18 protein-coding genes and 1 tRNA gene are annotated in these 26433 nt (G+C 66.8%); 9 read left to right on the top strand and 10 right to left on the bottom strand.

Going from position 1 to position 26433, the window contains the following annotated elements:
* Positions 1-128 precede the first annotated feature (128 nt).
* The 3 genes from ACERNI_RS01535 to ACERNI_RS01525 form a co-directional block, all read right to left on the bottom strand.
* Positions 129-1319, bottom strand: coding sequence for an MFS transporter (locus tag ACERNI_RS01535; RefSeq protein ID WP_448831502.1), 1191 nt, complete (start codon positions 1317-1319; stop codon positions 129-131).
* A 244-nt stretch (positions 1320-1563) separates the two neighbouring features.
* The gene (locus ACERNI_RS01530) at positions 1564-2346 is read right to left on the bottom strand and encodes a thioesterase family protein (protein ID WP_448831501.1); all 783 of its coding nucleotides are present in this window, start codon (positions 2344-2346) and stop codon (positions 1564-1566) included.
* A gap of 196 nt (positions 2347-2542) precedes the next feature.
* A tRNA-Glu gene (locus ACERNI_RS01525) sits at positions 2543-2617 on the bottom strand.
* 176 nt (positions 2618-2793) lie between these two features.
* Here ACERNI_RS01525 and ACERNI_RS01520 point away from each other — a divergent pair.
* From ACERNI_RS01520 to ACERNI_RS01510, 3 genes are all read left to right on the top strand, one after another.
* Complete coding sequence (locus ACERNI_RS01520; protein ID WP_448831500.1) at positions 2794-3570, top strand: SIR2 family NAD-dependent protein deacylase; 777 nt, start codon at positions 2794-2796, stop codon at positions 3568-3570.
* 91 nt (positions 3571-3661) lie between these two features.
* Positions 3662-4282, top strand: a complete 621-nt coding sequence (locus ACERNI_RS01515) for a cold-shock protein (protein ID WP_448831499.1) — start codon at positions 3662-3664, stop codon at positions 4280-4282.
* A 237-nt stretch (positions 4283-4519) separates the two neighbouring features.
* On the top strand, positions 4520-5050 hold the full coding sequence (locus ACERNI_RS01510; RefSeq protein WP_448831498.1) for a DUF192 domain-containing protein: 531 nt from the start codon (positions 4520-4522) through the stop codon (positions 5048-5050).
* Positions 5051-5140: 90 nt separating this feature from the next.
* Here the strand turns inward: ACERNI_RS01510 and aat are convergent, their stop codons facing one another.
* The 5 genes from aat to ACERNI_RS01485 form a co-directional block, all read right to left on the bottom strand.
* Positions 5141-5830 (bottom strand): leucyl/phenylalanyl-tRNA--protein transferase, encoded by a 690-nt coding sequence (gene aat, locus ACERNI_RS01505; RefSeq protein WP_448831497.1) that lies wholly within the window; start codon positions 5828-5830, stop codon positions 5141-5143.
* Positions 5831-5836: 6 nt separating this feature from the next.
* A complete protein-coding gene (gene accC, locus ACERNI_RS01500; RefSeq protein ID WP_448831496.1) occupies positions 5837-7198 on the bottom strand; it encodes an acetyl-CoA carboxylase biotin carboxylase subunit in 1362 nt (453 codons plus the stop codon).
* A gap of 102 nt (positions 7199-7300) precedes the next feature.
* Positions 7301-7789 carry an acetyl-CoA carboxylase biotin carboxyl carrier protein gene (gene accB, locus ACERNI_RS01495; protein WP_448831495.1) on the bottom strand — a complete coding sequence of 163 codons (489 nt, stop codon included), beginning with the start codon at positions 7787-7789 and terminating at the stop codon, positions 7301-7303.
* A complete protein-coding gene (gene aroQ, locus ACERNI_RS01490) occupies positions 7786-8253 on the bottom strand; it encodes a type II 3-dehydroquinate dehydratase (protein WP_448831494.1) in 468 nt (155 codons plus the stop codon). The genes accB and aroQ overlap by 4 nt, the downstream gene beginning before the upstream one ends.
* A 608-nt stretch (positions 8254-8861) precedes the next feature.
* Positions 8862-9743, bottom strand: a complete 882-nt coding sequence (locus ACERNI_RS01485; protein ID WP_448831493.1) for a DsbA family protein — start codon at positions 9741-9743, stop codon at positions 8862-8864.
* A gap of 502 nt (positions 9744-10245) precedes the next feature.
* Between ACERNI_RS01485 and ACERNI_RS01480 the strand changes: the two genes are divergently transcribed.
* Together ACERNI_RS01480 and ACERNI_RS01475 are read left to right on the top strand one after the other, a co-directional pair.
* Positions 10246-11367: a pyridoxal phosphate-dependent aminotransferase gene (locus ACERNI_RS01480; protein ID WP_448831794.1), complete on the top strand. Its 1122-nt coding sequence runs from the start codon at positions 10246-10248 to the stop codon at positions 11365-11367.
* Positions 11368-11433: 66 nt separating this feature from the next.
* Positions 11434-12936: an MFS transporter gene (locus ACERNI_RS01475; protein WP_448831492.1), complete on the top strand. Its 1503-nt coding sequence runs from the start codon at positions 11434-11436 to the stop codon at positions 12934-12936.
* An 85-nt stretch (positions 12937-13021) separates the two neighbouring features.
* Here ACERNI_RS01475 and ACERNI_RS01470 read toward each other — a convergent pair whose 3' ends face one another.
* A complete protein-coding gene (locus ACERNI_RS01470; protein ID WP_448831491.1) occupies positions 13022-15757 on the bottom strand; it encodes an Rne/Rng family ribonuclease in 2736 nt (911 codons plus the stop codon).
* Between the two features lie 654 nt (positions 15758-16411).
* On the opposite strand from ACERNI_RS01470, the gene ACERNI_RS01465 reads away from it, so the two are divergent.
* The 3 genes from ACERNI_RS01465 (at position 16412) to prfB (ending at position 21823) form a co-directional block, all read left to right on the top strand.
* Entirely contained in the window at positions 16412-17794 is a 1383-nt protein-coding gene (locus ACERNI_RS01465; protein ID WP_448831490.1) for an N-acetylmuramoyl-L-alanine amidase, read from the top strand.
* Between the two features lie 226 nt (positions 17795-18020).
* The gene (locus ACERNI_RS01460; protein WP_448831489.1) at positions 18021-20474 is read left to right on the top strand and encodes a penicillin-binding protein 1A; all 2454 of its coding nucleotides are present in this window, start codon (positions 18021-18023) and stop codon (positions 20472-20474) included.
* 220 nt (positions 20475-20694) lie between these two features.
* Positions 20695-21823 (top strand): peptide chain release factor 2 gene (prfB, locus tag ACERNI_RS01455; RefSeq protein WP_448831488.1). Its coding sequence is split into 2 segments (ribosomal slippage): positions 20695-20763 and positions 20765-21823, totalling 1128 coding nucleotides; the frame shifts between segments, so codons are not numbered across the junction.
* An 81-nt stretch (positions 21824-21904) separates the two neighbouring features.
* Here prfB and ACERNI_RS01450 read toward each other — a convergent pair.
* Positions 21905-22369 carry a peroxiredoxin gene (locus ACERNI_RS01450; RefSeq protein WP_448831487.1) on the bottom strand — a complete coding sequence of 155 codons (465 nt, stop codon included), beginning with the start codon at positions 22367-22369 and terminating at the stop codon, positions 21905-21907.
* Positions 22370-22831: 462 nt separating this feature from the next.
* On the opposite strand from ACERNI_RS01450, the gene ACERNI_RS01445 reads away from it, so the two are divergent.
* Positions 22832-26410, top strand: a complete 3579-nt coding sequence (locus tag ACERNI_RS01445; protein WP_448831486.1) for a hypothetical protein — start codon at positions 22832-22834, stop codon at positions 26408-26410.
* Positions 26411-26433: the final 23 nt, after the last annotated feature.

Here is a 26433-nt window from a genome sequence, read left to right as displayed (position 1 = left end):
ACGCCATTAAACGGGACCGTACCAAAACAAACCACACAAAGAACCCAGGGCGAAGCTGTTCACGATTCCCGGACGTTTCGCAACAGTGCCTGCGCCGGGCAACGGGCGCAACCGGCGCGGCGACAGGTTCACTTTCCCGACGCCAGCTCGCGCAGGCGCGGTGGCTGCGGCAACACGGTGAAGGCGACAACGCCGGTGACGCACAGGGCCGCGAGAAACAGATAGGCGGCGGTGAGCGAATCCAGCCCGACCAGGGCGGACCAGCCGGCAACAATCGAGGATAGCCATTGCACCACCGCCACGCCGAGGAACATGGCCATGGTCAGGGCGGAGAGGGCGCGGCCCTGTTCCTCCGGCGGATAGGAATCCCGGCAGTCGGAATATTGCAGCACGCCAAAGCCGCCCTCCAGCGCCAGCAGCAGGCACAGGACCAGCGCCAGCATCGGCGCGCTGGCCGGGGTCAGCCCCAAAGCCGCGATCAGCGCGGCGAGCAGCAGGCCCAGCGACCGGATCATCAACCGGCGATGGCGCGGCCCTGGATCGAGGCGGCCGAAGATCGCCGGTCCGAAGATCATGGCGACGGACATCATCAGCACGACGTTGCCGGCGGCGACAAGGCTGTAGCCAAAACGCTCCATGAACAGCGGCGCCAGCCACAGGGCGCGCACCGACATCTGCACCGCATAGATCACGCCAGCCAGCAGCAGAATCGCCGCCGCCTGCTTCTGGAACACCACCGCCGCCAGATTTTTGAACGAACCGATGATGCTTTCGCCGCGCGCAGCCGGATTGTCCGGGTCCTTTTCCACCAGCAGCAGGCAACTGGCGACCGAGAGCGCCGAGAGCGCCCCGAGGCTGATGAAGCCGGCGCGCCAGGAATAATGCTCCACCAGCCAGGCCAGCGGCGTCGCCGTCATCAGCGTGCCAATGCTGCCGATCGACATGATGAGCCCGGACATGGCCGAGAGCTTCTCCGGCGGCAGGTGGCGGCCGATGAACACCAGCGAGGCCAGCAGGCCAGGGGCGCAGCCAAAGCCGATTAGCGCCTGCCCAACCATCAGCATGGTGAAGGAGGTGGCGGAAGCCGCCACCAGCGAGCCAACGATGGTGAGGGAGAAGAAACAGGTGAGGGTGCGGCGCGAGCCATAGCGGTCGAGCGATACGCCCACGGCCACCTGCATCAACGCGAAGGCCAGGTGGAACAGCGCCGCGAACTCGCCGACCTGCTTCTGGCTCAGGCTGAACTCGGCGGCTATCTGGCCGGCGGTCACGCCGGGGAAAGTGCGATAGGCCTGGCTCAGCAAGAAAGCCGACGCCATGGCGCAGAGCATCAGATTGAAAGAGCGTCCCCCGGATGCGCGAATGCTCATCGTGCAGCCCTGTCGCCAGCGTGGACCATTGCGCCGTCCCCTCCCGGATCATTCATTGGCGGCGCCATGTTTGGCGGGGGGCAGGCGCGCGGGCAAGCGGGACAAACGTCGCCCGGCCATGCCGCCAGCGCGGGGCCGGAGCCTTCCCGGGCCTCCCATTGCGCCGCCCGCGCAGCGGGCCGCGGCGCCAGCCTCAGCGCGGCTCGATCACCAGGCTCTGGATCGAGCGGCCGAAATAGCCGTTGCGGTCGGCGAGGCGGCCGATCGACAGGCCGGCGCCCTCCGGCCCGAATACCGAATGACCATCCACCAGCACCCAGTCGCCCACCGGCGGACGGGAGAAATTCAGCGTCAGATCACTGTTGATGAACGTCCATTTGCTGAAATCGAGCGATGAGGCGACGCCATTGCAGAAGTCGCCGCCAATGGCGGCCAGCATCACCGGCGTCGTTTCGTGGCCTTCGATCATCGGGCGGTCGGCGCGAAACCACACGGAAGCCGGCCCCAACTCCTCAAAGCCGCCGCGCGCCAGCTTCAGGGTCATGCATTGCACGAACGGATTGTTGGCCCCGAACCCCTCGCGGGGATCGCTGCAGGCTTCCGGCATGGGCGCATCCAGCGCCAGGGAGCTGTTGTCGATATAGTCGGGCAGGGTCGTCGCGGCGGCGCGGATCTTCAGCACGCTGGCGCGGGCCACCTCATGGCCGCCGGCGCGCAGGGAAACGCCGACAAGCTGGATCTTGCGGCCGGAGCGCAGAATGCTGGTCTCGTATTCCAGTTCGCCCAGCGGAACCGGCCGCATCAGGTCCATGGTGACGCGGGCCACATGCATGGGCTCCGGCGTCTCCACCTGGCCCGCCGCCCAGACAGCGAAGGTCGTGGGCGCGCTGCCGTGCTGCATGGTGTTGTCCCATGGGCCCGCCGCATACGGCCGCGCCAGCACCCGGTTGCCCTCAACCCTGAAAACCGCTTCCATCCCGACCCCGTTATTTTTCTGACCGGGCGAGTTGCGCCCCCGAGAGGGAACCCGCCACATATGTGACGTTGTTTTCGGCCATTCTGGAAAGAGCTGCAACCGGTCGACAGGCAGGGCGCACATGCAAATAGCCCGCAGGCCAAACGCCGCGAGCGAAGATTGCATCAACCGGTTCTGTAGGGGAATGTGGATCCGATGGCGCGCCCAAGGGGAGTCGAACCCCTCTCTCCAGCGTGAAAGGCTGGCGTCCTAACCGATAGACGATGGGCGCGTTCCGTCGGTGAGCGGACCTATAGAGGCCATTGCGGGGGGGCGCAAGAGGGCATGGCGCACGTTGCGACCAAGGCTGTGGACGAATGCGCTGCATTTTGGCCATTCCAGACGCCTAGAAGCTCCTGAAACAGGAATTCATCTGGCCGCAGCAGCGGCGTGATGGGGAAATTCATTATGAAAACCCATGAGTTAAGTCAGGACGTCGCGGACAGCGTGGCTGAAATGCACGAGATGCTGCGCGATGCCCGCCGGATTGTCGGATTCACAGGCGCCGGTATTTCCACCGAATGCGGCGTGCCCGATTTTCGCTCGCCTGGCAGTCCGTGGCTGAAATTCGCGCCCATCGAATTTGGCGAATTCGTCTCCAGCCCAGCTGCGCGCCAGGAAGCATGGCGGCGCAAATTCGCCATGGACGATATTTACGGCCACGCAACGCCGGGCCGCGGCCACCGGGCCATGGCGCATCTTGTCGGCATTGGACGGATGAGCGCCATCATCACCCAGAATATCGATGGCCTGCACCAGGCCTCTGGCGTCGGGCCATCGCGCATCATCGAACTGCACGGCAACGGCACCTATGCCCATTGCCTCGACTGCGGCCTGCGCCATGAACTGGCCGACGTCCGCGCCCGCTTCGAGGCTTCGGGCGAACCGCCCGTGTGCGTGAGTTGCGGCGGCATCGTCAAATCAGCCACCATTTCATTTGGCCAGGCAATGCCGGAGCGCGAGATGCTGCGGGCCCACGCCGTCGCCATGGATTGCGACGTCTTTCTGGTGGCCGGCTCGTCGCTGGTGGTGCACCCGGCGGCGACGCTGCCGCTGATCGCCAGGCAGAGCGGCGCGCGCCTCATCATCCTCAACCGCGATCCGACGCCGCTGGATGAGGCGGCGAGCCTGGTGGTCAACGCCGACATTGGCGAGGCGCTGGAGCCGCTGGCGCAGCTTAACTGACGCCACTTTACTGGCGACGGGACGCTTTCCTCCAGCGCGCCAGCGGTTTAACCTTGCACAACGTCCGTAACCCGTTGCGATGGGCAAAGGCATGACAGACAACTCCGGCCCGAAAAAGCACGGCGGAGATCTCCCCCCGGCCAGCGCGCAAGGCCAGCCGGGGCTGGAGGAGGCCATGGCCGATCCTGGCGGAGCGCCTCTGGAGGAGGTGGCGGGCCGCATAAAATGGTTCGATATGGCGCGTGGCTTCGGCTTCATCTCCCGGGCAGATGGGCCCGACGTGATGCTGCACGCCGCCACATTACGGCGCGAGGGCCGCAGCGCCATCCGCGAGGGGGCCATGGTGACCTGCATCGCCGCCAGCGGGCCGCGTGGACTGCATGTGGTGCGCCTCATCACCATTGATGAAAGCTCCGCGCCCAACCCGGCGGAAACCGCGCCCAGAACCCATGTGAGCATCACGCCGGAAAGCGGGTTGAGAATCGCCACGGTGAAATGGTTCAATCGCTTGCGCGGCTTCGGCTTCGTTTCCTGCGGCGAGGGCGAGCCGGATATTTTCGTGCATATGGAAGTGGCGCGCCGCTGCGGCATGCTCGGCCTGCGCCCTGGCCAGGCGGTCGCCGTGCGCTTTGGCCCCGGGCCGCGCGGCCTGATGGCGACGGAAGTCTACCCGCTGGAGGAGGCAACCTCCGGCGCGGCCTTGCGACATTGAGGGAACCGCGCGCGGGACAACCGGGCAACCTGGCCGCCTGCGGCTTGCGGCAACCAGCCCAGGTTTTGCCTCGCCCTGTTTTGACCGGCCCTTCGTTTTGACGCAGTTACGCTGGCAACATGCACGGCAGGCCAGACGATAATTGCCAGACGATTCTTGCCGTCATCCTTCTGAAAGCCAGCATTCCCCATGTCCGAGCTGTTTCCACCGCGCCTCCAGTCGTCAGCCAGACAATGTTTGGCCAGGCAATCTTCGGCCAGGCAATCTTCGGCCAGCGGCGCGCGCCGCCTCCTCGCCGCGCTCACCATCGCCCTGTCAGCGCTGACGGCCCTGCCGGCGCTGGCCGGCTCCGGCCAGGGACCCGCCGCCGCCCTGGTCACGCCGGTGGACGCCACGCCGCTGAAGATCATCACCGCCGTCACAACCCAGGCTTTTCAGGTCGAAGTGCGTGATACGCCGGAGGGGCGGGAGGTCGGACTGATGCACCGTCGCAGCATGCCGGAAGCTCAGGGGATGCTGTTTGACTTCGAGCGCGACGCGCCCGTCGCCATGTGGATGAAAAACACCCTGATTCCGCTGGACATGGTGTTTATCCGGGCGGACGGAACCATCGCCCGCGTGGCGCGCCAGACCGAACCCATGTCCACCCGCATCATCGCCTCCGGCGAGCCGGTGCGCTACGTGCTGGAGCTCAATGGCGGGGTCACCGAAAAGCTGGGAATTCAGCCGGGCGACCGGGTAAAACATCCCGCGATAGCCGGCAAATAGAAACGTCTCCCCAAGGCGCAGGCCGGTTTGGACTGGCGCGCCAGGCGCATCTCGCAGGCCGCCTCGCAGTGCGCCGCCTGGCTGTCCGTTTCAGGCGTCCGCGCCAGAAACGCGACCGTGACCGCGGATGATCTCCACCACCTCGCGGCCGGTCGCCCGGGCCGGCAGCGCCCGCCAGTCGCCGCGAACCGCCAGCGCCTGTTGCAGGCGACGGCGGTATTCGGCGCGGGGAATTTCAATCGCGCCAAGGCTGGCAAGATGGCCGGTGATGAACTGGGTGTCGAGCAGGGTGAAGCCGCCGGCGATCAGCCGCGCCCACAGGTGCGCCAGCGCCACCTTGGAGGCGTCGGTGACGGTGTGGAACATGCTCTCGCCGAAGAATGCGCCGCCAATGCGCACGCCATACAGGCCGCCAACCATCACGCCGTCGCGCCAGCATTCCACCGTGTGGCAGGCGCCCATGGCGAACAGATCGCCATAGAGGCGGCGGATTTCGCCATTGATCCAGGTGGTGTCGCGGTCGGGCCGCGCCGCGGCGCAATTGTCGATAACGCCGAAGAAATCGGAATCGACCCGCACTTCGAACGGCTCAGCGGCGATGGTGCGGGCAAGGCGACGCGGCAATTGCAGCGCGTCGAGCGGGAAAATCCCGCGTTCGTCAGGCTCGACCCAATAGATGTCGGCGGCGTCCGCCCCATCCGACATGGGAAAAATGCCGGCCGCATAGGCGGCCAGCAACAGATCGGGGGTCAGGACGGAAGCGACCGTTTCCCCGCTCATCACGGCTCAGAACTGCGCGTCGTCCATGCCGCCATCGGCGAGGAAGTGCTCCAGCCAGTGAATGTCATAGGCCCCAGCCTGGATGTCGTGGTTGCGCACCAGGGTGCGGAACAGCGGCAGGGTGGTGTCAACGCCGCCAACCACGATCTCGTCGAGGGCGCGGCGCAGACGCATCAGGCATTCATCGCGGGTGCGGCCATGAACGATCAGCTTGCCAAGCAGCGAATCGTAGTTCGGCGGAATGCGATAGCCCTGGTAGATGGCGGAATCGACGCGCACGCCAAGGCCGCCCGGCGGATGGTAGTAGGAAATGACGCCCGGCGAAGGGCGGAACGTCACCGGATGCTCGGCGTTGATGCGGCATTCGATGGCGTGGCCGCGCAAGCGCACGTCGGACTGGCTGAACGACAGCTCCTCGCCGGCGGCGACGCGGATCTGCTCGTTGACCAGATCGATGCCGGTAATCATCTCCGTCACCGGATGCTCCACCTGGATGCGGGTGTTCATCTCGATGAAATAGAACTCGCCGTTCTCCCAGAGGAACTCGACGGTGCCGGCGCCGCGATATTTCAGCTCGGCCATGGCGTTGGCGACGACCGCGCCGATCTTCTCGCGGTCAGCCTGCCCCAGAACCGGCGAGGGGCCTTCTTCCCACACCTTCTGGTGCCGGCGTTGCAGCGAGCAGTCGCGCTCGCCCAGATGCACCGCCTTGCCGCGCCCGTCGCCCATCACCTGCACTTCGATGTGGCGCGGCTTCTCCAGATATTTTTCCAGATAGACGGCGTCGTCGCCGAAGGCGGCCTTCGCCTCCTGGCGGGCCACGGCGAGCGCATCGGCGAGGTCCTCGCGCGTCCGCGCCACCTTCATGCCGCGACCGCCGCCGCCGGAGGCCGCCTTGACCAGCACCGGATAGCCGATTTCATCGCCAACCCGCAGCGCCTCGGCTTCGTCGGAAATGCCGCCCTCCGAGCCCGGCACGCATGGAATGCCGAGACGCCGCGCCGTGCGCTTGGCCTCGATCTTGTCGCCCATGATGCGGATATGCTCGGCCTTGGGGCCGATGAACGCGATATTGTGGTCCGCCAGCACGTCGGCGAAACCGGCGTTCTCCGACAGGAAGCCGTAACCGGGATGCACGGCGTCAGCGCCGGTGATCTCGCAGGCCGCCACCAAAGCGGGAATGTTCAGATAGCTGTCGCGCGCGGCGGGCGGGCCAATGCAGACGCTCTCGTCCGCGAGGCGCACGTGCATGGCGTCAGCGTCCGCGGTCGAATGCACGGCGACGGTCGCGATGCCAAGCTCCTTGGCGGCGCGGAGAATACGAAGAGCGATCTCGCCACGGTTGGCGATCAGGATTTTCTCGAACATGGCTCTCCAATCGGCGCTGGAGCGAAATAACGTGGGACAGCGGCGGAACGGGGCCAGTCGCTGCCCGGGATGCGAAGCGTCCGGAAAGTCGGGGAGCGCCCGTTACTCGATGATCAGCAGCGGCTCGCCATATTCCACCGGCTGGCCATCGTCGAACAGAATGGCGGTAACCGTGCCGGGGCGGGGGGCGACAATATCGTTGAAAGTCTTCATCGCCTCGACCAGCAGCAGCTTGTCGCCGGCATTGACCTTCGAGCCCACCTCGACGAACGGCTTGGCTTCCGGCGATGCGCGGCGATAGGCGGTGCCGACCATCGGCGAGGTGACGGCGCCAGGGTGATCGCCGCGCGGCGCGGCGGGAGCAGGGGCGGCAGCCGGAGCAGCAGCCGCTGGCGCGGCGGCGACCGGCGCGGGGACCGTGGCCTGGACATAGGTGGGAACGGCGGCGGCCGGCGGCGCCTGACGGGCGACGCGGATGCGCAAATCGTCCTTCTCCACCTCGATCTCCGTCAGGGTGCTCTCGGAGACCAGACGGGCGAGTTCGCGAACGAGTTCGATGTCGGCTGCGGTTGCGTTGGTTTTCTCGCTCATATGGATGCCTGGGCTCCTGATCCGGTGCGTGACCTGACAAGCGGTGCGAGCGCTTCCAGGGCCAGTTCGTAGCCAAGCGGGCCAAGACCGCAGATCACCCCGACGGCGACCGGCGAAACGTGGGAACTGTGCCTGAACGGCTCACGCGCGTGAATATTGGAAAGATGCACCTCGATGACCTGGGCGCTGGCGCCGGCGATGGCGTCGCGCAGGGCGATCGAGGTATGGGTGTAGGCGCCTGGGTTGATAATGACGCCAGCGCCGGCAAGACCCGCCGCCTGCACGGCGTCCACCAGCGCGCCCTCGTGATTGCTCTGCATGAAGCTCACGTCGACGCCGAGCGTCTTCGCCCGGGCGGCGATGCGCGCCTCAATATCCGCCAGGGTGGCGTGGCCGTAGGTTTCCGGCTCACGACGCCCAAGCAGGTTGAGGTTCGGCCCGTTGATGACGTGAATTGCGACCATGCTGCTGCGCCTGGGGCATCGCCCCATGAAGTGATCGCCACCCCACGGGAGCACAATGCGTCATGCCAAATATCCGGGGCGCGGCCCTGGGCCTGTCTGACCAAAGCGCACCCCACGTTTCTGAAGCGTGACCCGCCGGTGAAGGGCGCGCCGCATTCCAGCTATCGCACGGACGGCCGGTCTTCCGGGATGCCCCGGTCACCCACCAGACGCCGCCGGATGAATCACGACGTATTACCGTGCGGGCGCGGCGCCGCCAAGCCTTCTTCGAAGCCTTCTTCGAACCTCTTCTTCTGCCTGGCGGACCTGCCGCCACCAGGCAGGGCCTTCACCGCCAGACAGGTTGCGCCGTTACGAACCCGCCAGTCTCCGCCTGCGCCTGTGGCGCCCGAAGTTACAAACCCAGGAAGTCACAGCCGCAACCAGAGGCCGGATTCAGGGCGAAGATAAGGCGCGACGTCCGGCATGGTAAACGGAGCGCGGCCGGAGCCGGCCCGCGCAAGCAAAGCGTCCGCCGCGAAGCGGCCCGAGGAGGCGAGCCCAGACGCGACCACGGGCGGCTGTCGCCAGCCGCCCCTCTACACAACCGCTTCAGCAGAAGCTGGCCTTTAACCGCAGCTGGCCTTGCCGCACTGGCGCACGGACTTGATAGCCTCCGCCATGGCGTCATGACCGACGGCGCCTGGAATGATGGTGTCGCCGATGACGAACGACGGCGTGCCGGTGAGGCCCAGCTTGTCGCCAAGCTCGCGGCTTTCCTTCAGCGCGTCGGCGACGGCCGGAGAATCTGCGTCCTTGGCGAGGCGCGTCATGTCGAGCCCCATCTCCCGGGCGACGGCTTCAGCCTGTTCCTTGCCGATGCGGCCCTTCACCGCCATCAGGCGCTTGTGGTAGTCGAGCGCGCCCTGGCCGGAGAGCTGCTGCTTGGCCGCCAGGGCGATCCGCGACGCCTCCAGCGATTCCTGGCCCAGCACCGGGAAGTCGCGCATCACCACGCGCAGCTTGCCGTCGCCCTTGATAAGGCGCGAAACGTCGCCCACGGCGCGTTTGCAGAAGCCGCAATTGTAGTCGAAGAACTCAACCAGCGTGACGTCGCCATCCGGATTGCCGACGACCACGGCGTTCTTGCTCTTCAGCAGCGTGTCCTTTTCGGTCGTGAGCACCTGCTGCTGCTTGGCTTCCTGCGCCGTCTGCTGACGCTTTTCCAGCTCGGCCATGGCCTCCTGGAGCACTTCCGGATGGGCCACGATGTAGCTGTGAACCATCGACTCGATGGCCTTCTTCTGCTCGGGCGTGAAATCCGGAGTCTGGGCCTGGGCCGCACCGCCGGCCGTGGCCACGGCCAGAACGGCCGCCGCGCCGGCAAACGCGAAACGGCGCCAGCCGGAAACGCCCGTCAGGGGACGGGCGGCGGAACGGTGAATTCCTGAAAAAGCGTTCATGTTCGGTTCGATCCTTCGCACCCTGAACTGCATGATGATCTGCTTCATGCCCGCGCCCACAACAGACGCTGAAACCCAAAACTGTCGATAACCCATATACCGGCGTCCCGGCGTGATTGTCAGCGCAGCGCCTGAACAGCTTTTTCCGGGCAGGCGCCATGGCCTGACCGGAAAAAGCTGCTGTCTGATATGGTCACTGCATCGGCGAACGCGCCGGAATCCCGGCGGCGCACATGATAATCCATAGCAGTTAGCAACAGATGTCGCCGCGCCAAAACTCCCAAATGGGGAGGTCTCGCGCCATTTTCCACCCGCGCCCCGGACGGGAAGGCCACGCTCAAGCCGTAGCGCCTGCCCGCAAGCCGCCAGCAGGCGCCCTGCACACGAAAACGGCGACGCACCGGCCGGGATGCTATAGAGCTGGTTCACCCGTCAGCCGGCTTATCTGCCCGCCGCCGCATACTGGAGCACCATCTTGTCCGTTCCGCCCGTCACGCCGCCAGCTCCGGCCCCATCCCGCCGCACCGCGCGAGTCGCGCCGTTTCTGGCCATGGATGTGTTGTCCGCCGCCAGGGCGAAAGCAAGGCAGGGCGCGGACATCATGCATATGGAGATCGGCCAGCCGTCAGCGCCGACGCCGCGCCGCCCGCTGGAAGCGGCGCGCGCCGCCATGGCCAGCGGCCAGATCGGCTATACGGAAGCCCTGGGGCTGCCGTCGCTGCGCGAACGCATCGCCCGCAGCTATCAGGAGCTTTATGGCGTCAACGTCGGGGCGGAGCGGGTGGTCATCACCACCGGTTCGTCCGGCGGCTTCATGCTGGCTTTCCTGGCCGCGTTTGAAACCGGCGCGCGCATTGCCTGCGCCTGTCCGGGCTACCCGGCCTACCGCAATATCTTCAATGCCCTGGAGATGGAAACCGTCGACATTCCGCTGGGCGCCCGGAGCGGCTGGTCGATGACGGCGGCGGCCATCGAAGCTGAATCCCGGCTGCGTCCGCTTGACGGCGTGCTGGTCATGAGCCCGTCAAACCCCACCGGCGTCATCGCCCGGCCCCAGGAGCTGGCGGATATCGGCGCCCTGTGCCGGCGACAGGGCCTGTGGCTCATTTCCGATGAAATCTACCACGGCCTGCACTATGGCGCCCCGGCCGCGACGGCGCTGGCAAGCGCGCCGGACGCCATCGTCGTCAACTCCTTCTCCAAATATTACTGCATGACCGGCTGGCGCATCGGCTGGCTGGTGGTTCCACAGGCGCTGGTGCGGCCCATCGAACGGCTGGCGCAGAGCCTGTTCATCTCCACGCCGTTCCTCAGCCAGGTCGCCGCCGAAGCGGCGTTCGACGCCATTGACGAACTGGAAGCGGTGCGCGCCGGCTATGCCCGAAACCGCGATATCGTTCTCAACGCCCTCGCTGATCTCGGCCTGGAGACCGCGCCCGCCGACGGCGCCTTCTACGCTTATGTGGACGTGTCGCGCCATGCGGCGGATTCGATGGCGTTCTGCCAGCGCTTCCTTGATGAGGCCGGCGTCGCCATCACCCCAGGCCTTGATTTCGACCCACACCGGGGCGCGCATTTCGTGCGCCTTTCCTTCGCCGGTTCGGAAGAGACATGCATTGAGGGCATGGCGCGGTTGAAAACCTTTCTGGCAACCGCCTCCCTCCGGGCCTAAAAACAGGCGAGGACTGGCCGGTATCGAAAAGGGGCGCCGCAATTCGCGGCGCGACGGGCCAGTCTCATGTCAGCATCTGCAAGCACGCCCATGGCGGCGGCTTCCACGGCGTTCGAACGCCCGAAGCTCAGCCAGCGGGAAATCTACGCCGTCCTCGGCGGCGTCATCCTCGCCATGTTCCTGGCGGCGCTCGACCAGACCATCGTCGCGACGGCGCTGGCCGCCATCGGCCGTGATCTCGGCGATCCGGACCTGCTGCCCTGGGTGGTGTCGATCTATCTGCTCGCCGCGACCACGGCGACGCCGCTCTATGGCAAGGCCAGCGATATCTGGGGCCGGCGGCCATTGATGATGACGGCCATCGTGGTGTTTCTCGCCGGTTCCGTCGCCTGCGCCCTGGCGCCGGACATGATCTCGCTGATCGTGGCGCGCGGCGTTCAGGGACTGGGCGGCGGCGGCCTGATCTCTTTGGCCCAGACCGTGCTCGCCGATGTGCTGACGCCGAAGGAGCGTTCGCGCTACCAGATCCACGTCGCCAGCGTGTTCGCCACCTCCAGCCTGCTGGGGCCGGCGCTCGGCGGCTTTCTTTCCGGCCATCTGCACTGGTCGGCGATCTTCTGGATCAACCTGCCGCTCGGCGGGGTCGCCCTGTGGCTGTGCGCCACGCTGCTGAAGCAGCTGCCCCGGCACGAGCGCCGCCACCGCCTCGATTTCGCCGGAGCGCTGTTGCTGATGGGGGCGACCATCAGCCTGCTGCTGGCCATGGGCTGGGGCGGCCACCGCTATCCCTGGTTCTCCTGGCCCATCGGCGCAACGGTCGGCGCCTCGCTGGTCTTGTGGGCGCTGTTCGCCATCCGGCTGCGCACGGCGGCGGAGCCGCTGATGCCGCTGGACATCCTGCGTAACCGCGTGGTGGTCCGCGCCTGCATCGCCGCCTGCTTCGGCATGGGCGTTTTTGTTGGCCTCAGCATCTACGCGCCGCTGTATTTCGAGATTGTCCGCGGCTTCAGCACGGCGGACGCCGGCCTTGCCGTCACGCCCATGATGGTCGCCACCGTGTTCGGCGCCACGGCCTCCGGCCGCAGCATGGTGTATTTCAACCGTTACAAGGGCGTGGCCCTGACCGGCCTCGCCATCTCCTGCCTCAGCCTGCTGGCCCTGGCGGTCTTCGCCCTGGAAACACGGCCCACCTGGATCACCATCGCGCTGCTGGCGACGACCAGCGCCGGCATCGGCAGCCTGTTCCCGGTGTGCACCATCTCGATCCAGAACGCCGTGGCCCTGCACCAGCTCGGCACCGCAACCGCCGCCATGAATTTCTTCCGCCAGATGGGGGCGGCGCTGATCGTCGCCGCATTTGGCGCCATCATGCTGAACGGCGCGGCCTTCGCGGGCCATGCCGCCGGTTTTTCCGGCGAGGGCGTCCGCATCGCCGGCGCGCTGGCTCCGGAGGCTGCGCACCAGCTGGCCATGGTCTTCCGCTGGATCTACGGCGCGGCGGCGCTGGGCGTGCTGGTTTCCGCCGGCTTCCTCGCCAGCATGGAGGAGCGGCCGCTGCGCAGCAGCTGACGGCTGCCTGGAGATTTCGCGCCCAAACAAAAACGCCCGTGACCATGTCACGGGCGTTTTTTCTCATGCTGTCTGGAAGTCTGCGTCAGCCGACCTTCCGCGACCACCAGCCGCTGCGGCGGGGACGCGCCGGGTCCGCTTCCTGGGTCAGCACCACCGTCTCGGGCTCTGGCGTCGCCGCGACAATGCTGGCGGCGTCAGGCGCGGGCTCCGCTGCCGCTTCCTCTGGCTCCGCCTGAGCGGCGGAGGCGGGGGCCGCCTCCGGCTCGCTGGCGGGAGCAGGCGCCGCAACGGCGGCGACTACCGGCTCGCTGGCGCCGAAGGGCGTCCAGCCGCCGGTCTCGACCACGGCGCTCTCGGCAAAACCAGCCGGATCGCCCGCGTCATCGATGCGGTAGTCGGCAACCGGAGCGAGGGAGGGACCGCCATCGCGCTCATCGCGACGACCGCCGCGGCGACCGCGACGACGGCGGCGTCCACCGCGCTCGCCAGCCTCTTCGCCATTGTCATCAGCCGCCGCGTCTGCGGCGCCGGCTTCCTCCTGGTCAGCCGTATCCTGGCCAACCTGCTCCTGGCCAGCCTGCTCCTGACCAGTCTTCTCCTGGGCAACCGCCTCCTGGCCCGCAACGCCAGCGGCAGCGTCGTCATCGCCGGCTTCAGCCGTCGCGTCGTCGCCCTCGTCGCCGGACTCGCCGCCAGCCTCAAAGCCGTTGTCGTCCTCTCCGCGCCCACCACGGCGGCGGCGGCGACGGCGACGGCGGCGATTTTCACCATCGCCATTCTCGCCGTTCTGCTCGCCAGCGGGAGCGGCGGCGGCTTCCTCGCGCTCGTCGTCAGCCTCGACCTCGAAGGCTTCGCCCTCGATCGCCTGGGTGTCGTCGGCGAAGAAGTTCTCCAGTTGCACGCCCGTGGCCGGGGCCCGCGCCACGCCGGTGGCCGGCTCGCCGCGCTCCAGGTGATAATGGATCTGGCCGATCAGCGTGTCGTCGACCAGCACGCAGATATCGACGCCGAAGCGCGACTCCAGATCGCGCAGATGGTTACGCTTCTGGTTGAGGATATACAGCGCCACCTCGGTCCGGGTGCGGACGTTGAGGTTGTGGCTGTTGTTGCGGATCAGCGCTTCCTCCAGCATGCGCAGCACCTGCAGGGCGATCGACGGCACGGAGCGGACAGTGCCGGCGCCGGCGCAGTGCGGGCAGGGGATCGAGGAGCTTTCCAGCACGCCGGTGCGGATGCGCTGGCGCGACATTTCCATCAGGCCGAACGGCGAGATGCGGCCCACCTGGATGCGGGCCCGATCGTTCTTCAGGCACTCCTTGAGCTTCTTCTCAACCGCGCGGTTGTTGCGGCCTTCCTCCATGTCGATGAAATCGATCACGATCAGGCCGGCGAGGTCGCGCAGGCGAAGCTGGCGGGAGATCTCCTCCGCGGCTTCCAGATTGGTGCGCAGCGCCGTGTCCTCGATCGAGTGCTCGCGCGTGGAGCGGCCCGAGTTCACGTCGATCGACACCAGCGCTTCCGTCGGATTGATGACGATATAGCCGCCCGACTTCAGCGTGACATGGGTGGAGAACATGGCGTCGAGCTGCGGCTCCACGCCATAATGGGCGTAGAGCGGCTGCGCGCCCTTGTACTGCTGCACAACGCCGGCGTTGTCCGGCATCAGCATACGCATGAAATCGCGCGCCTCGCCGAACCCGGCGTCGCCGGAAACCAGCACATTGTCGATGTCGCTGTTGTAGAGATCGCGGATGGCGCGCTTGATCAGCGAGCCTTCCTCATAGACCAGGCACGGAGCCGAGGACTTGAGGGTCAGTTCGCGCACGCTCTCCCACAGGCGCAGCAGATATTCGAAATCGCGCGTCACCTCCTGGGGCGTGCGCGCCGCGCCGGCCGTGCGCAGGATGATGCCCATGCCCTGCGGCACTTCCAGCGCCGAGGCGATTTCCTTCAGGCGCTTGCGATCGCCCGAATTGGTGATCTTGCGGGAAATGCCGCCGCCGCGCGCCGTGTTGGGCATCAGCACCGAATAACGGCCGGCGAGGGAGAGATAGGTGGTCAGCGCCGCGCCCTTGTTGCCGCGCTCTTCCTTCACCACCTGGACCAGCAGGATCTGCCGGCGCTTGATGACTTCCTGGATCTTGTACTGGCGGCGGCTGGGACGGAAGCGGCGCTCCGAAACCTCTTCCAGCGCATCGGCGCCGCCGACCTGCTCGACGGCGTCGTCCTCATCCTCGCCGTCGTCGCCGTTTTCCGCATCGGCGGCGGCCTCGTCGCCGGCGTCTCCGCCCACGGTCTCGATCACGTCGTCATCCGGCGAGGAAAGTTCGGTCACGGGACCCACGTCGTCGAACGCGACGTCGTCAGCGGCGGCAACGTCGCCCTGCGCCTCATCGCCCTGACCGGCGCCTTCGCCATCGGCCCCGGTCGCCTCTGCGGAGATGGAATCGCTGTTGCGGGCCCGCATGCTGCGGTCGCGGCGCGAACGGCGGCGGGCGCCGCGCTCTTCTTCCTGCTCCTCGCGCGCGGCTTCCTCGGCCTGCTCGGCGAGCAGCGCCTGCCGGTCTGCGACAGGGATCTGGTAGTAGTCCGGGTGGATTTCGCTGAAGGCGAGGAAGCCGTGGCGATTGCCGCCATATTCAACGAACGCGGCCTGAAGCGAAGGCTCTACCCGGGTGACCTTGGCGAGATAGATATTGCCGCGGAGCTGGCGCCGGCTCGATGATTCGAAATCGAATTCTTCAACCTTCTGACCGCGAACCACGACCACCCGGGTTTCCTCCGGGTGGGACGCGTCGATAAGCATCTTGTTGGCCATAGTGAACTTCCGTTGTCGCAAGCCCCGGAAAAAGCGCGCGCCTCCGGCAAACGGCCAGAGACGGGATTCCCTTGCGAGGGCTGCGATTGCGCCAGGCGACTCCGTAGCTGGAATAACCGGCGCATGATTGTGGAGGGGAGCGAAGGAGGAGAGAAGGCCGCGTCGCGTCTGACTGCCCCGAACGACCGCCGCCGCAAACCTGTGCGGTCAATGGCAGATCGGACTGGGCCAGAACCCGGCGCGCGCCCATTAAAATTCCTCGTGACGCCACGCAGACCCACAGGGCTACGGGCAAAAAACTGCTCGCAAGCAGCTGAAAAAAACGCCCCGCCGCGATCCGGAAAAGGGTCCGTCGTGCAGCCGCGTGGATCGAAAGACGCGGGAGCGTCAAATCCGCTGGCTGTTCCGGCGACTGGCGCCGCCCGCCGATCTGGCAGACGCGCGCCGATTTGCGGCGGGTCGTCCCATCAATACATAGCCGGCCCCGTGCTTGGCAAGTTGAATGTTCCGCCTGAATGTTCCGCCCGACCGGGGACATCCGGAGGGCCGCTCCGGCGACCGCTTCCCGCCAGGGCCCATGGCCGTTAATATAAACAGAGCCGAACCGCCGTGCTGGTCTTAAAGCGGGGCCACAACTGTATTATAGCAGGCTGCATGCAGGACGGGACGCAGACGCCGCGCGAACAGACCGCGAAACGCCGCCGGGACGAACCAGTCGCCAGACTGAAGCGCGACCGGGCGGCCGGCGCCGTTCTGGCCCCGATCATGGCCGTCGCCGCCATTCTGGCCGCCGGCCTGCCGACGCTGGCGGCGCCCGACGCAGCTGACGCTACCGGCGCGCGCGCCGCCGCGCCGGCAAATGCTCCGGCGGCTCCACGCGCCGTCACCAATGCGGTGAGCGTCACCGGCGACAACCGCGCTACAACCCTGAGTTTCACGATTTCGCAGCCGGTCGAAGCCCGCGCCTTTGTCATGGAGCGCCCGGACCGGGTGGTCATCGAACTGCCCGAAGTCAATTTCCAGCTCCCCCAGGGGGCCGGGCGACGCGGCGCGGGCCTGGCCGCCTCATTCCGTTATGGCGTCTTCGCGCCAGGCAAATCCCGCATCGTCATTGATCTCGCCGCGCCGGCCACTGTCACCCGCGTCGCGTCAGTCCAGCAGGACAACGCCCTGCCGCGCCTTGAGATCGAGATCACGCGCGCCGACCGGGCGCATTTCCACAAGGAAGCCCGCCTGGCGGCCGGGCAGGGCGCCGGGCAGGCGCCGCCGCCCGCCGCCGTCGTTCCGGCGGACCGGGGCGACCGCAGGCCGGTGATCGTGCTCGACCCTGGCCACGGCGGCCTCGACAACGGCGCCATCAATTCGGCCGGGTTGGTCGAGAAGGAAATCGTGCTGGCATTCGCGCAGCGCCTGCGCGAGCACCTTGAGGCCACCGGGCGGTATCGGGTGATCATGACGCGCGAAGGCGACCTGTTCGTGCCGCTTGGCGACCGCGTCCGCATCGCCCAGCAGCACAAGGCGGCGCTGTTTCTTTCAGTGCACGCCGACATTTTGCGCGAAAGCCCCGGGGTGCGCGGCGCCACCGTCTATACGGGCTCGAAACTGGCCACCGACACGGAATCAGCGCAGCTCGCCGACAAGGAAAACGACGCGGACCGCGCCGCCGGCGTTACCACCCAGGTCGACAATGACCAGGTGGCGAACATCCTGCTTGATCTCACCATGCGGGAAACCCGGGCATTCTCGAACACACTGGCGACAAAGCTGGTCGGCAGCCTCAGCCAGGTCATCCGCATGAACAAGAATCCGCACCGTTCAGCGCGGTTCATAGTGCTCACGGCCCCAGACACGCCCTCAGCGCTGCTGGAAATCGGTTATCTTTCAAGCACCCGCGACGCCGACCTGATGAATTCGCCCGAGTGGCGGGACCGCACCACCGCCGCCCTGGCCAAAGCAATCAACCAGTATTTTGACGGGCGACGCTCGATGACCGCCCCGATGACCGCGCCAATGAACGCCCCTGGGAACATTCCCTGAAGCGTTGCGTTTTCCTGCGGCGGATTTGTCGCGCGGCGCCGGAATCTTGCCGCACACTTCGCTTTTGATAGCCACCAGGGACTATTCGACAATAGGAATCATGGTGGTCGCGGCCGACTCGCTCCGGCGCGCATCACCATGTAAACACGCGTATCGTTAACGCGTATTCTCACCGGGTCGCGATGTTGCGACCTCCGGTCAATGGCAGACGGCGGGCCAGTTTCGCATGCGTTTTGTTTTGCGTTTCATCGCATTCCTCTTCGGGCTGGCTTTCACCGTCGCGGTCGTGGGCGCGGCGGCGGTTGGCTATTTCATCTGGCACTATTCCCAGGATCTGCCGGACTACACCCAGCTGCGGGACTACGAGCCGCCGGTCATGACCCGCTTCCATGCCCGCGACGGCCGGCTGCTGGCCGAATACGCGCGCGAACGGCGCCTGTTCCTGCCGATCCAGGCGGTTCCCCGCCAGGTCGTTGCGGCATTCCTGTCGGCCGAAGACAAGAATTTTTACAGCCACGTTGGCGTCGACCCGTTCGGCACCCTGCGCGCCGTGGTGCAGAATGTCGGTCGCAAGAACTCCGGCCAGCGCGAGCAGGGCGCCTCGACCATCACCCAGCAGGTGGCCAAGAACTTCCTCGTCGGCAACGAGCGCAGCTATGAGCGCAAGATCCGCGAGGCGCTGGTCGCCCTGCGCATCGAGAACGCCTACACCAAGGACAAGATCCTCGAGCTGTATCTGAACGAGATCTATCTGGGCTCGGGCAACTATGGCGTCGCCGCCGCCGCGCTGAACTATTTCGGCAAATCGGTGCACGAACTGACGGTCGCCGAGGCCGCCTATCTGGCGGCGCTGCCCAAGGCGCCCAACAATTACAATGCGTTCCGCCACACCGTCGCGGCGACCGATCGCCGTAACTGGGTGATCGAGCGCATGTATGAGAACGACTACATCACCCGCGAACAGGCCGATCAGGCGCGCAAGCAGCCGCTGGGCGTTTCGCCGCGTTCGCTCTCGCCCAACACCTATGCGGCCGGTTATTTTGCCGAGGAAGTGCGGCGTGAGATCGCCGAGCGCTACGGCGAGAAGAAGCTGTATGACGGCGGCCTTTCGGTCCGCACGACGCTCGACCCGACGATGCAGGCCATGGCGCGCAAGGCGCTGGTGGACGGCCTGGTGCGCTATGATGAAGCGCGCGGCTGGCATGGCGTGGTGGACAAGATCGACCTGCGGGCGACGGCGGACTGGGGCAAGGCTCTGGGCGAGCTGAAAACCCTCACCGACGTGCAGCCGTGGCGTCTGGCCGTGGTGCTGGAAAGCAACGCCGCCGGCGTACGCATTGGCCTGCAGCCCGAGCGCAACGGCAACGGTTCGCTTGATGCGCGGCGGGTGACCGGCCAGATCGACGCCGACGGCGTCCGCTGGACGCGCAAGGGCAAGCCCGGCGCGTTCCTGTCGCCCGGCGACGTCATTTATGCCGAGCCGATCGAGAAGCGGCCTGGCTTCTATCGCCTGCGCCAGATTCCGGCGATTTCCGGCGCCATGGTGGCCATGGACCCGCTGACCGGACGCGTCTTCGCCATGGTCGGCGGCTTCTCCTTCGACCAGAGCGAGTTCAACCGCGCCACCCAGGCCCAGCGCCAGCCCGGCTCATCATTCAAGCCGATCGTCTACGCCACGGCGCTGGACAACGGCTACACCCCATCCACCACCGTTTACGATTCGCCGATCGAGATCGAACAGGGGCCCGGCCTGCCGCCGTGGCGTCCAGAGAACTACAGCGGCAAGTTCTCCGGCCCGCACACCCTGCGTTATGGCATCGAGCAGTCGCGCAACGTCATGACCGTGCGTCTGGCCCGCGACATCGGCATGCCGGTGATCGCCGAATATTCCCGCCGCTTTGGCGTCTATGACGAGTTGCAGAAGTATCTGCCCATGTCGCTCGGCGCCGGCGAAACCACCGTCATGCGCATGACGGCGGCCTATTCGATGTTCGCCAACGGCGGCAAGCGCATCAAGCCGACGCTGATCGACCGCATCCAGGACCGCTGGGGCAAGACGATCTATCGCCATGACGAGCGCATCTGCGAGAACTGCAGCGCCGACCGCTGGGCCAACCAGGCCGAGCCGACGCTGGTGGACAAGCGCGAGCAGGTGATTGATCCACTCACCGCCTACCAGATCACCCACATCCTGGAAGGCGTGGTGCAGCGCGGCACCGCCACCATGCTGAAGGCGCTGGGCAAGCCGCTCGCCGGCAAGACCGGCACCACCAACGACGCCAAGGACGTGTGGTTCGTCGGCTTCTCGCCGGATCTCGCGGTCGGCGTTTACCTCGGCTACGACCAGCCCCGTTCGCTGGGCGGCCGCGTCACCGCCGGCCATCTGGCGGCGCCGGTGGTGCGCGACTTCCTCAACATGGCGCTGAAGGACAAGGCGGCCACGCCGTTCCGCGTGCCGCCGGGAATCAAGCTCGTCAAGGTCAACGCCAAGACCGGCCTGCGCGCCGGCGGCGAAGGCGGGGCCGTGATTCTCGAAGCCTTCAAGCCGGGCACCGCACCGCCCGATTATGTGGCCGGAGGCGAATCCGCGCCGCGTCCCCAGGGGTCTCCGCAAGCATCGTCGCAAGGGGCGCCTCAGGCGCCGTCGCAGGAGTATGACGGCGGGGCCCGCGGCTTCTGACGCCGTCAGAATATCCAGGCTGCGGTTTACATAAGCGGCGGGCAGGGCTAGAGCGTCCAGGGCGAACAGGGGTTCGCCGCAGACGCTCCAGCCGTTTGATTGACGCATTCTCAGAACGAAAGCGGTTTCCGCTTTTCCTGACAATGCCCTGGAGCCCGATCGCGGCGGCGCGTCCCGCCCCGCATTTCAAGCGTTTTTGCGTATCCAGAAAAGAATCGACATGCGTGCAGAAATCCAATCGCTGGCAGAAGCGGCCAAGCAGTCCGTGGGACTGCTGAGGAGGCATCTTTGACTGGGATGTCGCAGTCAAACGCCTCGCAGAGCTGAACGCCCTTTCTGAATCTCCCGAGTTCTGGAACGACGCCGACGCCGCCCAGAAGCTGATGCGCGAGCGCACCGATCTGGAAGAGCGCATCAGCGCCATCGAGCGCATGGAGCGCGACCTGGGCGATTCCATCGAGCTCATCGAGATGGGCGAGGCGGAAGGCGACGCCGACATCGTGACGGAAGGCGAAGAGGCCATCCGCGCCGTCGCGGCCGAAGCCGGCAAGCGCCAGATCGAGACGTTGCTGTCCGGCGAAGCCGACGCCAACGACACCTATCTGGAGGTCCACTCCGGCGCGGGCGGCACCGAAAGCCAGGACTGGGCGAGCATGCTGTTGCGCATGTACACCCGCTGGGCCGAGCGCAAGGGCTTCAAGGTCGACGTCATCGAATACACCGCTGGCGAAGAAGCGGGCATCAAGGGCGCGACGCTCCAGATCAAGGGCCACAACGCCTATGGCTGGCTGAAGACTGAATCCGGCGTGCACCGGCTGGTGCGGATTTCGCCGTTCGACTCCAACGCCCGTCGCCACACCAGCTTCGCCTCGGCCTGGGTCTATCCGGTGGTGGACGACCGCATCCAGGTGGACGTCAACGAATCGGACTGCCGCATCGACACCTTCCGCGCCTCGGGCGCCGGCGGCCAGCACGTCAACACCACCGACTCGGCGGTGCGCATCACCCACATTCCCACCGGGATCGTGGTGGCATGCCAGCAGGAGCGCTCCCAGCACAAGAACCGCGCCACCGCGTGGAACATGCTGCGCGCCCGCCTGTATGAGGCCGAGTTGCAGAAGCGTGAGGAGAAGGCCAACGCTGAAACCGCCGCCAAGACGGATATCGGCTGGGGCCACCAGCTCCGCTCCTATGTGCTGCAGCCCTACCAGCTGGTGAAGGATCTGCGTACGGGCGTGCAATCCACCAGCCCGGACGATGTGCTGGACGGCGATCTCGACCCGTTCGTGGAAGCCGCCCTGGCGCACCGCGTCTATGGCGGCGCAGCCGAGGTGGAAGACATCGACTGAGCGGGTTTTGCCCGCACGACAAAAGGCCCGGTTCCGCAAGAACCGGGCCTTTTGTCTGCCTGCACCGCAGAGGCGGCGGCTTCAGGCGGCGCGAGCCACGGCCAGCACTTCCTTCGCGTGCCCCGCCGGCTTCACCTTGCGCCAGATCCGGATGATTTTGCCGTCAGCGCCAATCAGCGCGGTGGTGCGCTCCACGCCCATGTATCTGCGGCCATACATGCTTTTTTCCACCCAGACGCCCCAGGCCTCCAGGGTCTTCAGCTCAGGATCGGCGGCGAGCGCGATGTCCAGCCCATGCCTGGCCGCGAACTTCTGGTGGGAGGCCACGGCGTCAGGCGACACCCCGATCACGGTGGCGCCAGCCGCCTCGAATTCCGGTTTCAGACCGTTGAATTCCAGCGCCTCCGTCGTGCAGCCCGGCGTGTTGTCCTTAGGGTAAAAATACACGACCACTTTGCGGCCCCTGAGATCAGCGAGCGAAACTTCCCCGCCAGCGCCCAGAGGTAGCCGGAGATCCGGCGCCAGAAAGCCTTCTTTAAGCGGCATACGCGTTCCTTTCCGCGGAGAATCCCGGCAGAACCGCTGATAGCGGACAGGCTGCGGCGTTGTCCGTTTGTAACCGGCGGTCAGAAAAAATGTGGCCGGCAGGCCGAGAATCGTATTGCTCTGGAGGGCGGGTTCATCATCCAGGGATGAACTGCCAGAGACGAACTGCCAGACCCGTCCTCCCGCCGCAACTCCCTTCGCGCGAACCGGCGAAGGCGGGCCATGGCGGGCGGCGGCTTTTTCTTCAGGAAACGGCGCCCGCTTGTGCCGGGGGCCTCCCTGACTGCCGGTTGGTTAAGGGTAGCCGCGCCGCCTGTTGCCAGGCGACGGCGCCAGGCCTCCCGGACCGGGGCATTTGCATGAATGGCGCGGCGCGCCAGAAACCTGGGGCAGCATCCCCGCCCAATCCGGCTGGACCCTTTCCGATCCCGCCGGATGTCTGAACAAAGGGAATGCCCCCGGTTGCCAAGGTCGACCCCGCCCACGCGCTTCAAATTGCGCCGGAAGAAAAGCGAGACCCCAGCGCGTCAGCCCCACAAGGGCGCCGGCGAGAATGAGCGCGGCCACGAGCAGGAGCGCGCCCGCGGCGCGGCGCGCGGGGAGCGCAGGAGCCTGGCGCGGCGTTCGGCGCGGGTCGCCGGGCTGTTCGTCGCCATCAGCCTTGGTTTCGTGGTGCTCCTGGCAGGCGTGCTGGCTGTGCGCCTGGCGTTCGGCCCCATCGCCATCGAGGGCCTGTCCCAGCGCGTCGCGGCCGCCATGAACCGGCAGATCGGCAATGGATGGGAGGCCCGCATCAATGCGGCGGCCATCAACCACGCCGGCTTCAACCCGGCGCTCACCCTGCAGGGCGTCGCCATCATTGCGCCTGACGGCCAGCGCGCCGTCGCCGCGCCGGAAGCGACGGTCGCCGTTGACCCATGGGGCCTGGTCTGGGGGCAGTTCCGGCCCCGCTCCATCGAATTTCGCGGCTTGGCGCTCCGTCTGGAGATGGGCCCGGAAGGCCAGATATCTTTCCAGGCGGGAGCAGAAACCGACCCGGCGATCGCCGCGCCACAGAACGCGCCACAGAAAACGGGAAGCGCCGACGCCGCCTCTGCGCCCCAGCCGCCCCGCCAGTTGACGGAAGCGCTGGCAAAAGGCGTCGCGTCGGCCATCGAACTGCTGACCCAGAGCGACGGCCTGCTCGGCGGCGTCGACGCCGCCAGCATCAGCAATGCGCGGGTGATCCTCGTTGGCGCCGATGGGGGCGAGCGCTTCCGGTTTAGCGACGCCGAACTGACCTTCAGCCGCCCCAAGGACAATCTGCGCAATTTTTCCTTTGAACTGACCGGGGGCAAGGGCCGCTGGCGGCTCGATGGCGCCATTTCCGGGCGTGGCGGGGAAAAGCGGGTCGCCAACGTGACCTTCCGCGATGTGCCGGTGTCGGACCTGCAGGCCTTCTCCCACCGCGAAAAGGCCGTATGGACCGACATGCCGCTGTCCGGCTCGATCACGGGGGCGGTGCGCCCCGACGGCGCCCTGGTGGATCTTGTGGCGAAGGTGAGCGGCGCCCCGGCGGTCATCCACACGGATGACCCGGACATGCCGCACTTCACCATGACCGCCGTGGAGCTGGAAACAAGCTGGCGGCCGGACGAACAGAAGTTCGATATTCACCGGCTACACGCCGCATGGGACGGCTATCATGTCACCGCGTCGGGGGGGCTTGAACGGGGCGAGGGCGAAGATCCGTGGCGATTGCAGCTTTCGTCCACTGACGCGCTGGCGGCGCCCTTTGGTCCAGGCGACGCGCCGCTGCCCGTTGAGCGCGTTACGGCGCGTCTGGCGGGCGCCCGCGATGGCGGCGCCCGCATCGACCAGTTCGACGTGGAGACCAGGCAGGGTTCCGTCTCGGTGACCGGCCAGCTGGGCGGCGCCGCGACCGGGGACGGCGTCAGCCTCGCCATCGCTGGCAGGGACGCCGACACCCGCGCGGCCCTCGCCATGTGGCCATCCTTCTCCGCCAGGGCGGTGCGCGACTACATGGGGCGCACGTTCACGTCTGGCCGCGTCGACAGCTTTGACGTGCGCGTGCGCATGACCCGCGAGGATATCCAGAAGGCGCGCCAGCGCATGCCCATGCGCGCGGATGAGCTGGCTGTTGACATCAGCATGCGCGACGCGGTCTGGCGCGCTTCGCCAGACACCCCGCCGGTTCACGCCTCCGCGACCGCCGCCGTAACCGGCGTGGAAGCCCGCATCGCCGTAAAGGATGCGCGCATGACGCCCGCAGACGGCCCGGCGCTGCCCATCTCCGGCGGCCAGGTGGTGATACATTCCGCGCAGCGGCCAGAGCCTACCGCTGACGTTTCCTTCCGCGTCAACGGCGATCTTCCCGCCCTTTTGCGGGTCATGGCCCGCGCCGGTCTGGGCGCCGCGCCGATTGATCCGGCCAAGGTCACTGGCCAGGCGGAGCTGAGCGTCGGCCTGACGATCCCGCTGAAGCCCGCCACCGAGACAGTCGAGATCCAGCCGCAGATTTCCGGCTCCCTGAGCAATGTAACGATTGCCCAGGTCATGGGGGAGCACCGTCTCGAGGCGGGGGCGTTCCAGGTGATGGTTGACCAGGCCCAGAGCCAGTTGAAGGGCGAGGGGCGCATTGCATCCGTGCCGGTGACCCTGGATCTGCGCCAGCAGCGCAAAAGCCGCTCCGGGGGAGAAATCCGGGTCGCGGCGACGCTTGATGACGCCGCCCGGGCGCGCTTCAACGTCAACCTTGGCTCCGGCTTTTCCGGGCCGGTCACGGTTCACGCGATCCTGCCGCTGGAGGACGCCGACGCCGGGCGGGACGCCGCGAAAGCCGGTGGCCAGCGCATTGAGGTGGATCTGGCGCGCGCGCGCATCGCCGGGCTGTTGCCTGGCTGGTCCAAGCCCGCCGGAAAGCCGGGGCGGCTGTCCTTCCAGCTGGAAACCCAGCGCGGCGCCTGGCGGCTGTCCGACCTGACCGTCGACGCCGGCAATGTCTCCGCCAGCAAGGGAATGATGGAGCTGGACGCAAAGGGTGGGTTCCAGCGGCTGCGCTTCGCCGGCTTCCGCATGTCGCCCACAGACAACATGCGCGTCGATGTCGAGCGCGCCGAGGACATATACAAGGTAACCGTGCGCGGGCAGTTCATCGACGCCAGGCCCATGTTGCGCGCCATCGTCACCGACGACGGCGGCACAGGTGGCCCGGCCGGCGGCGGCTCCGGCGCGCCAAAAATCGACCTGGACCTGTCGAGCGCGATTCTGGCGGGATTCAATGATGAATCGCTCACCAACGCCACGTTGAAACTCACCTCGCGCAATGGTCAGGTGCGTCAGGCGACGATGGACGGGCGCTTCGGCCAGGCCTCGACCTCCTTGCGCCTCTCGCCCCAGGCGGACATGACGGAGAAGCTGGAAGTGCGTTCTTCGAACGCCGGCGCGCTGCTCCGTTTCACCGACCTCTACAAGCGCATGTATGGCGGCGACCTGGTTATCTCGGCCCAGCTCGGACGCAAGGGCCAGAGCGGCTCAATCGACGTGGCCCGGTTCACGCTGCGTGATGAACCGGCGCTCGGACGCATCGCCGCCGCCCAGCCGGCCGCCGGGTCAAAACGCCTCAACGTCTCCGAAGTGCCGTTCCAGCGCCTGCAGGGGTCGTTCGACCGCCGGGCTGGCCGCGTACAGCTGCGCGACGGCATCATCTGGGGTCCGCAGGTTGGCATCAAGCTTGATGGAACCGTCGATTTTGCGCGCGACCGCACGGATTTGACCGGCACGTTCATTCCGGCCTACGCGCTCAACAATGCCTTTGCGCGGATTCCGCTGGTGGGGCCGCTGATTGGCGGCGGCGCCAATGAAGGCTTGTTCGCTGTCAGCTTCCGCATCACCGGGCCAGCCAGCGCGCCAACGCTCACCGTCAATCCGCTCACCGCGGTGGCGCCGGGGATTTTCCGCAAGTTCCTGGAGGTGTTCACGCCGGACGGAGCCGGCCGTACGCAACAGGCGCCGCCGGCCCCCCCTGGCCGCGTACCCTAGGCGGGAACAGCCGGCGCGCGTTC

This window comes from Camelimonas sp. ID_303_24, assembly GCF_053543495.1.
The sequence above is the reverse complement of the archived record's forward strand: the minus strand, read 5'-3'. Positions and strand labels throughout refer to the sequence as shown.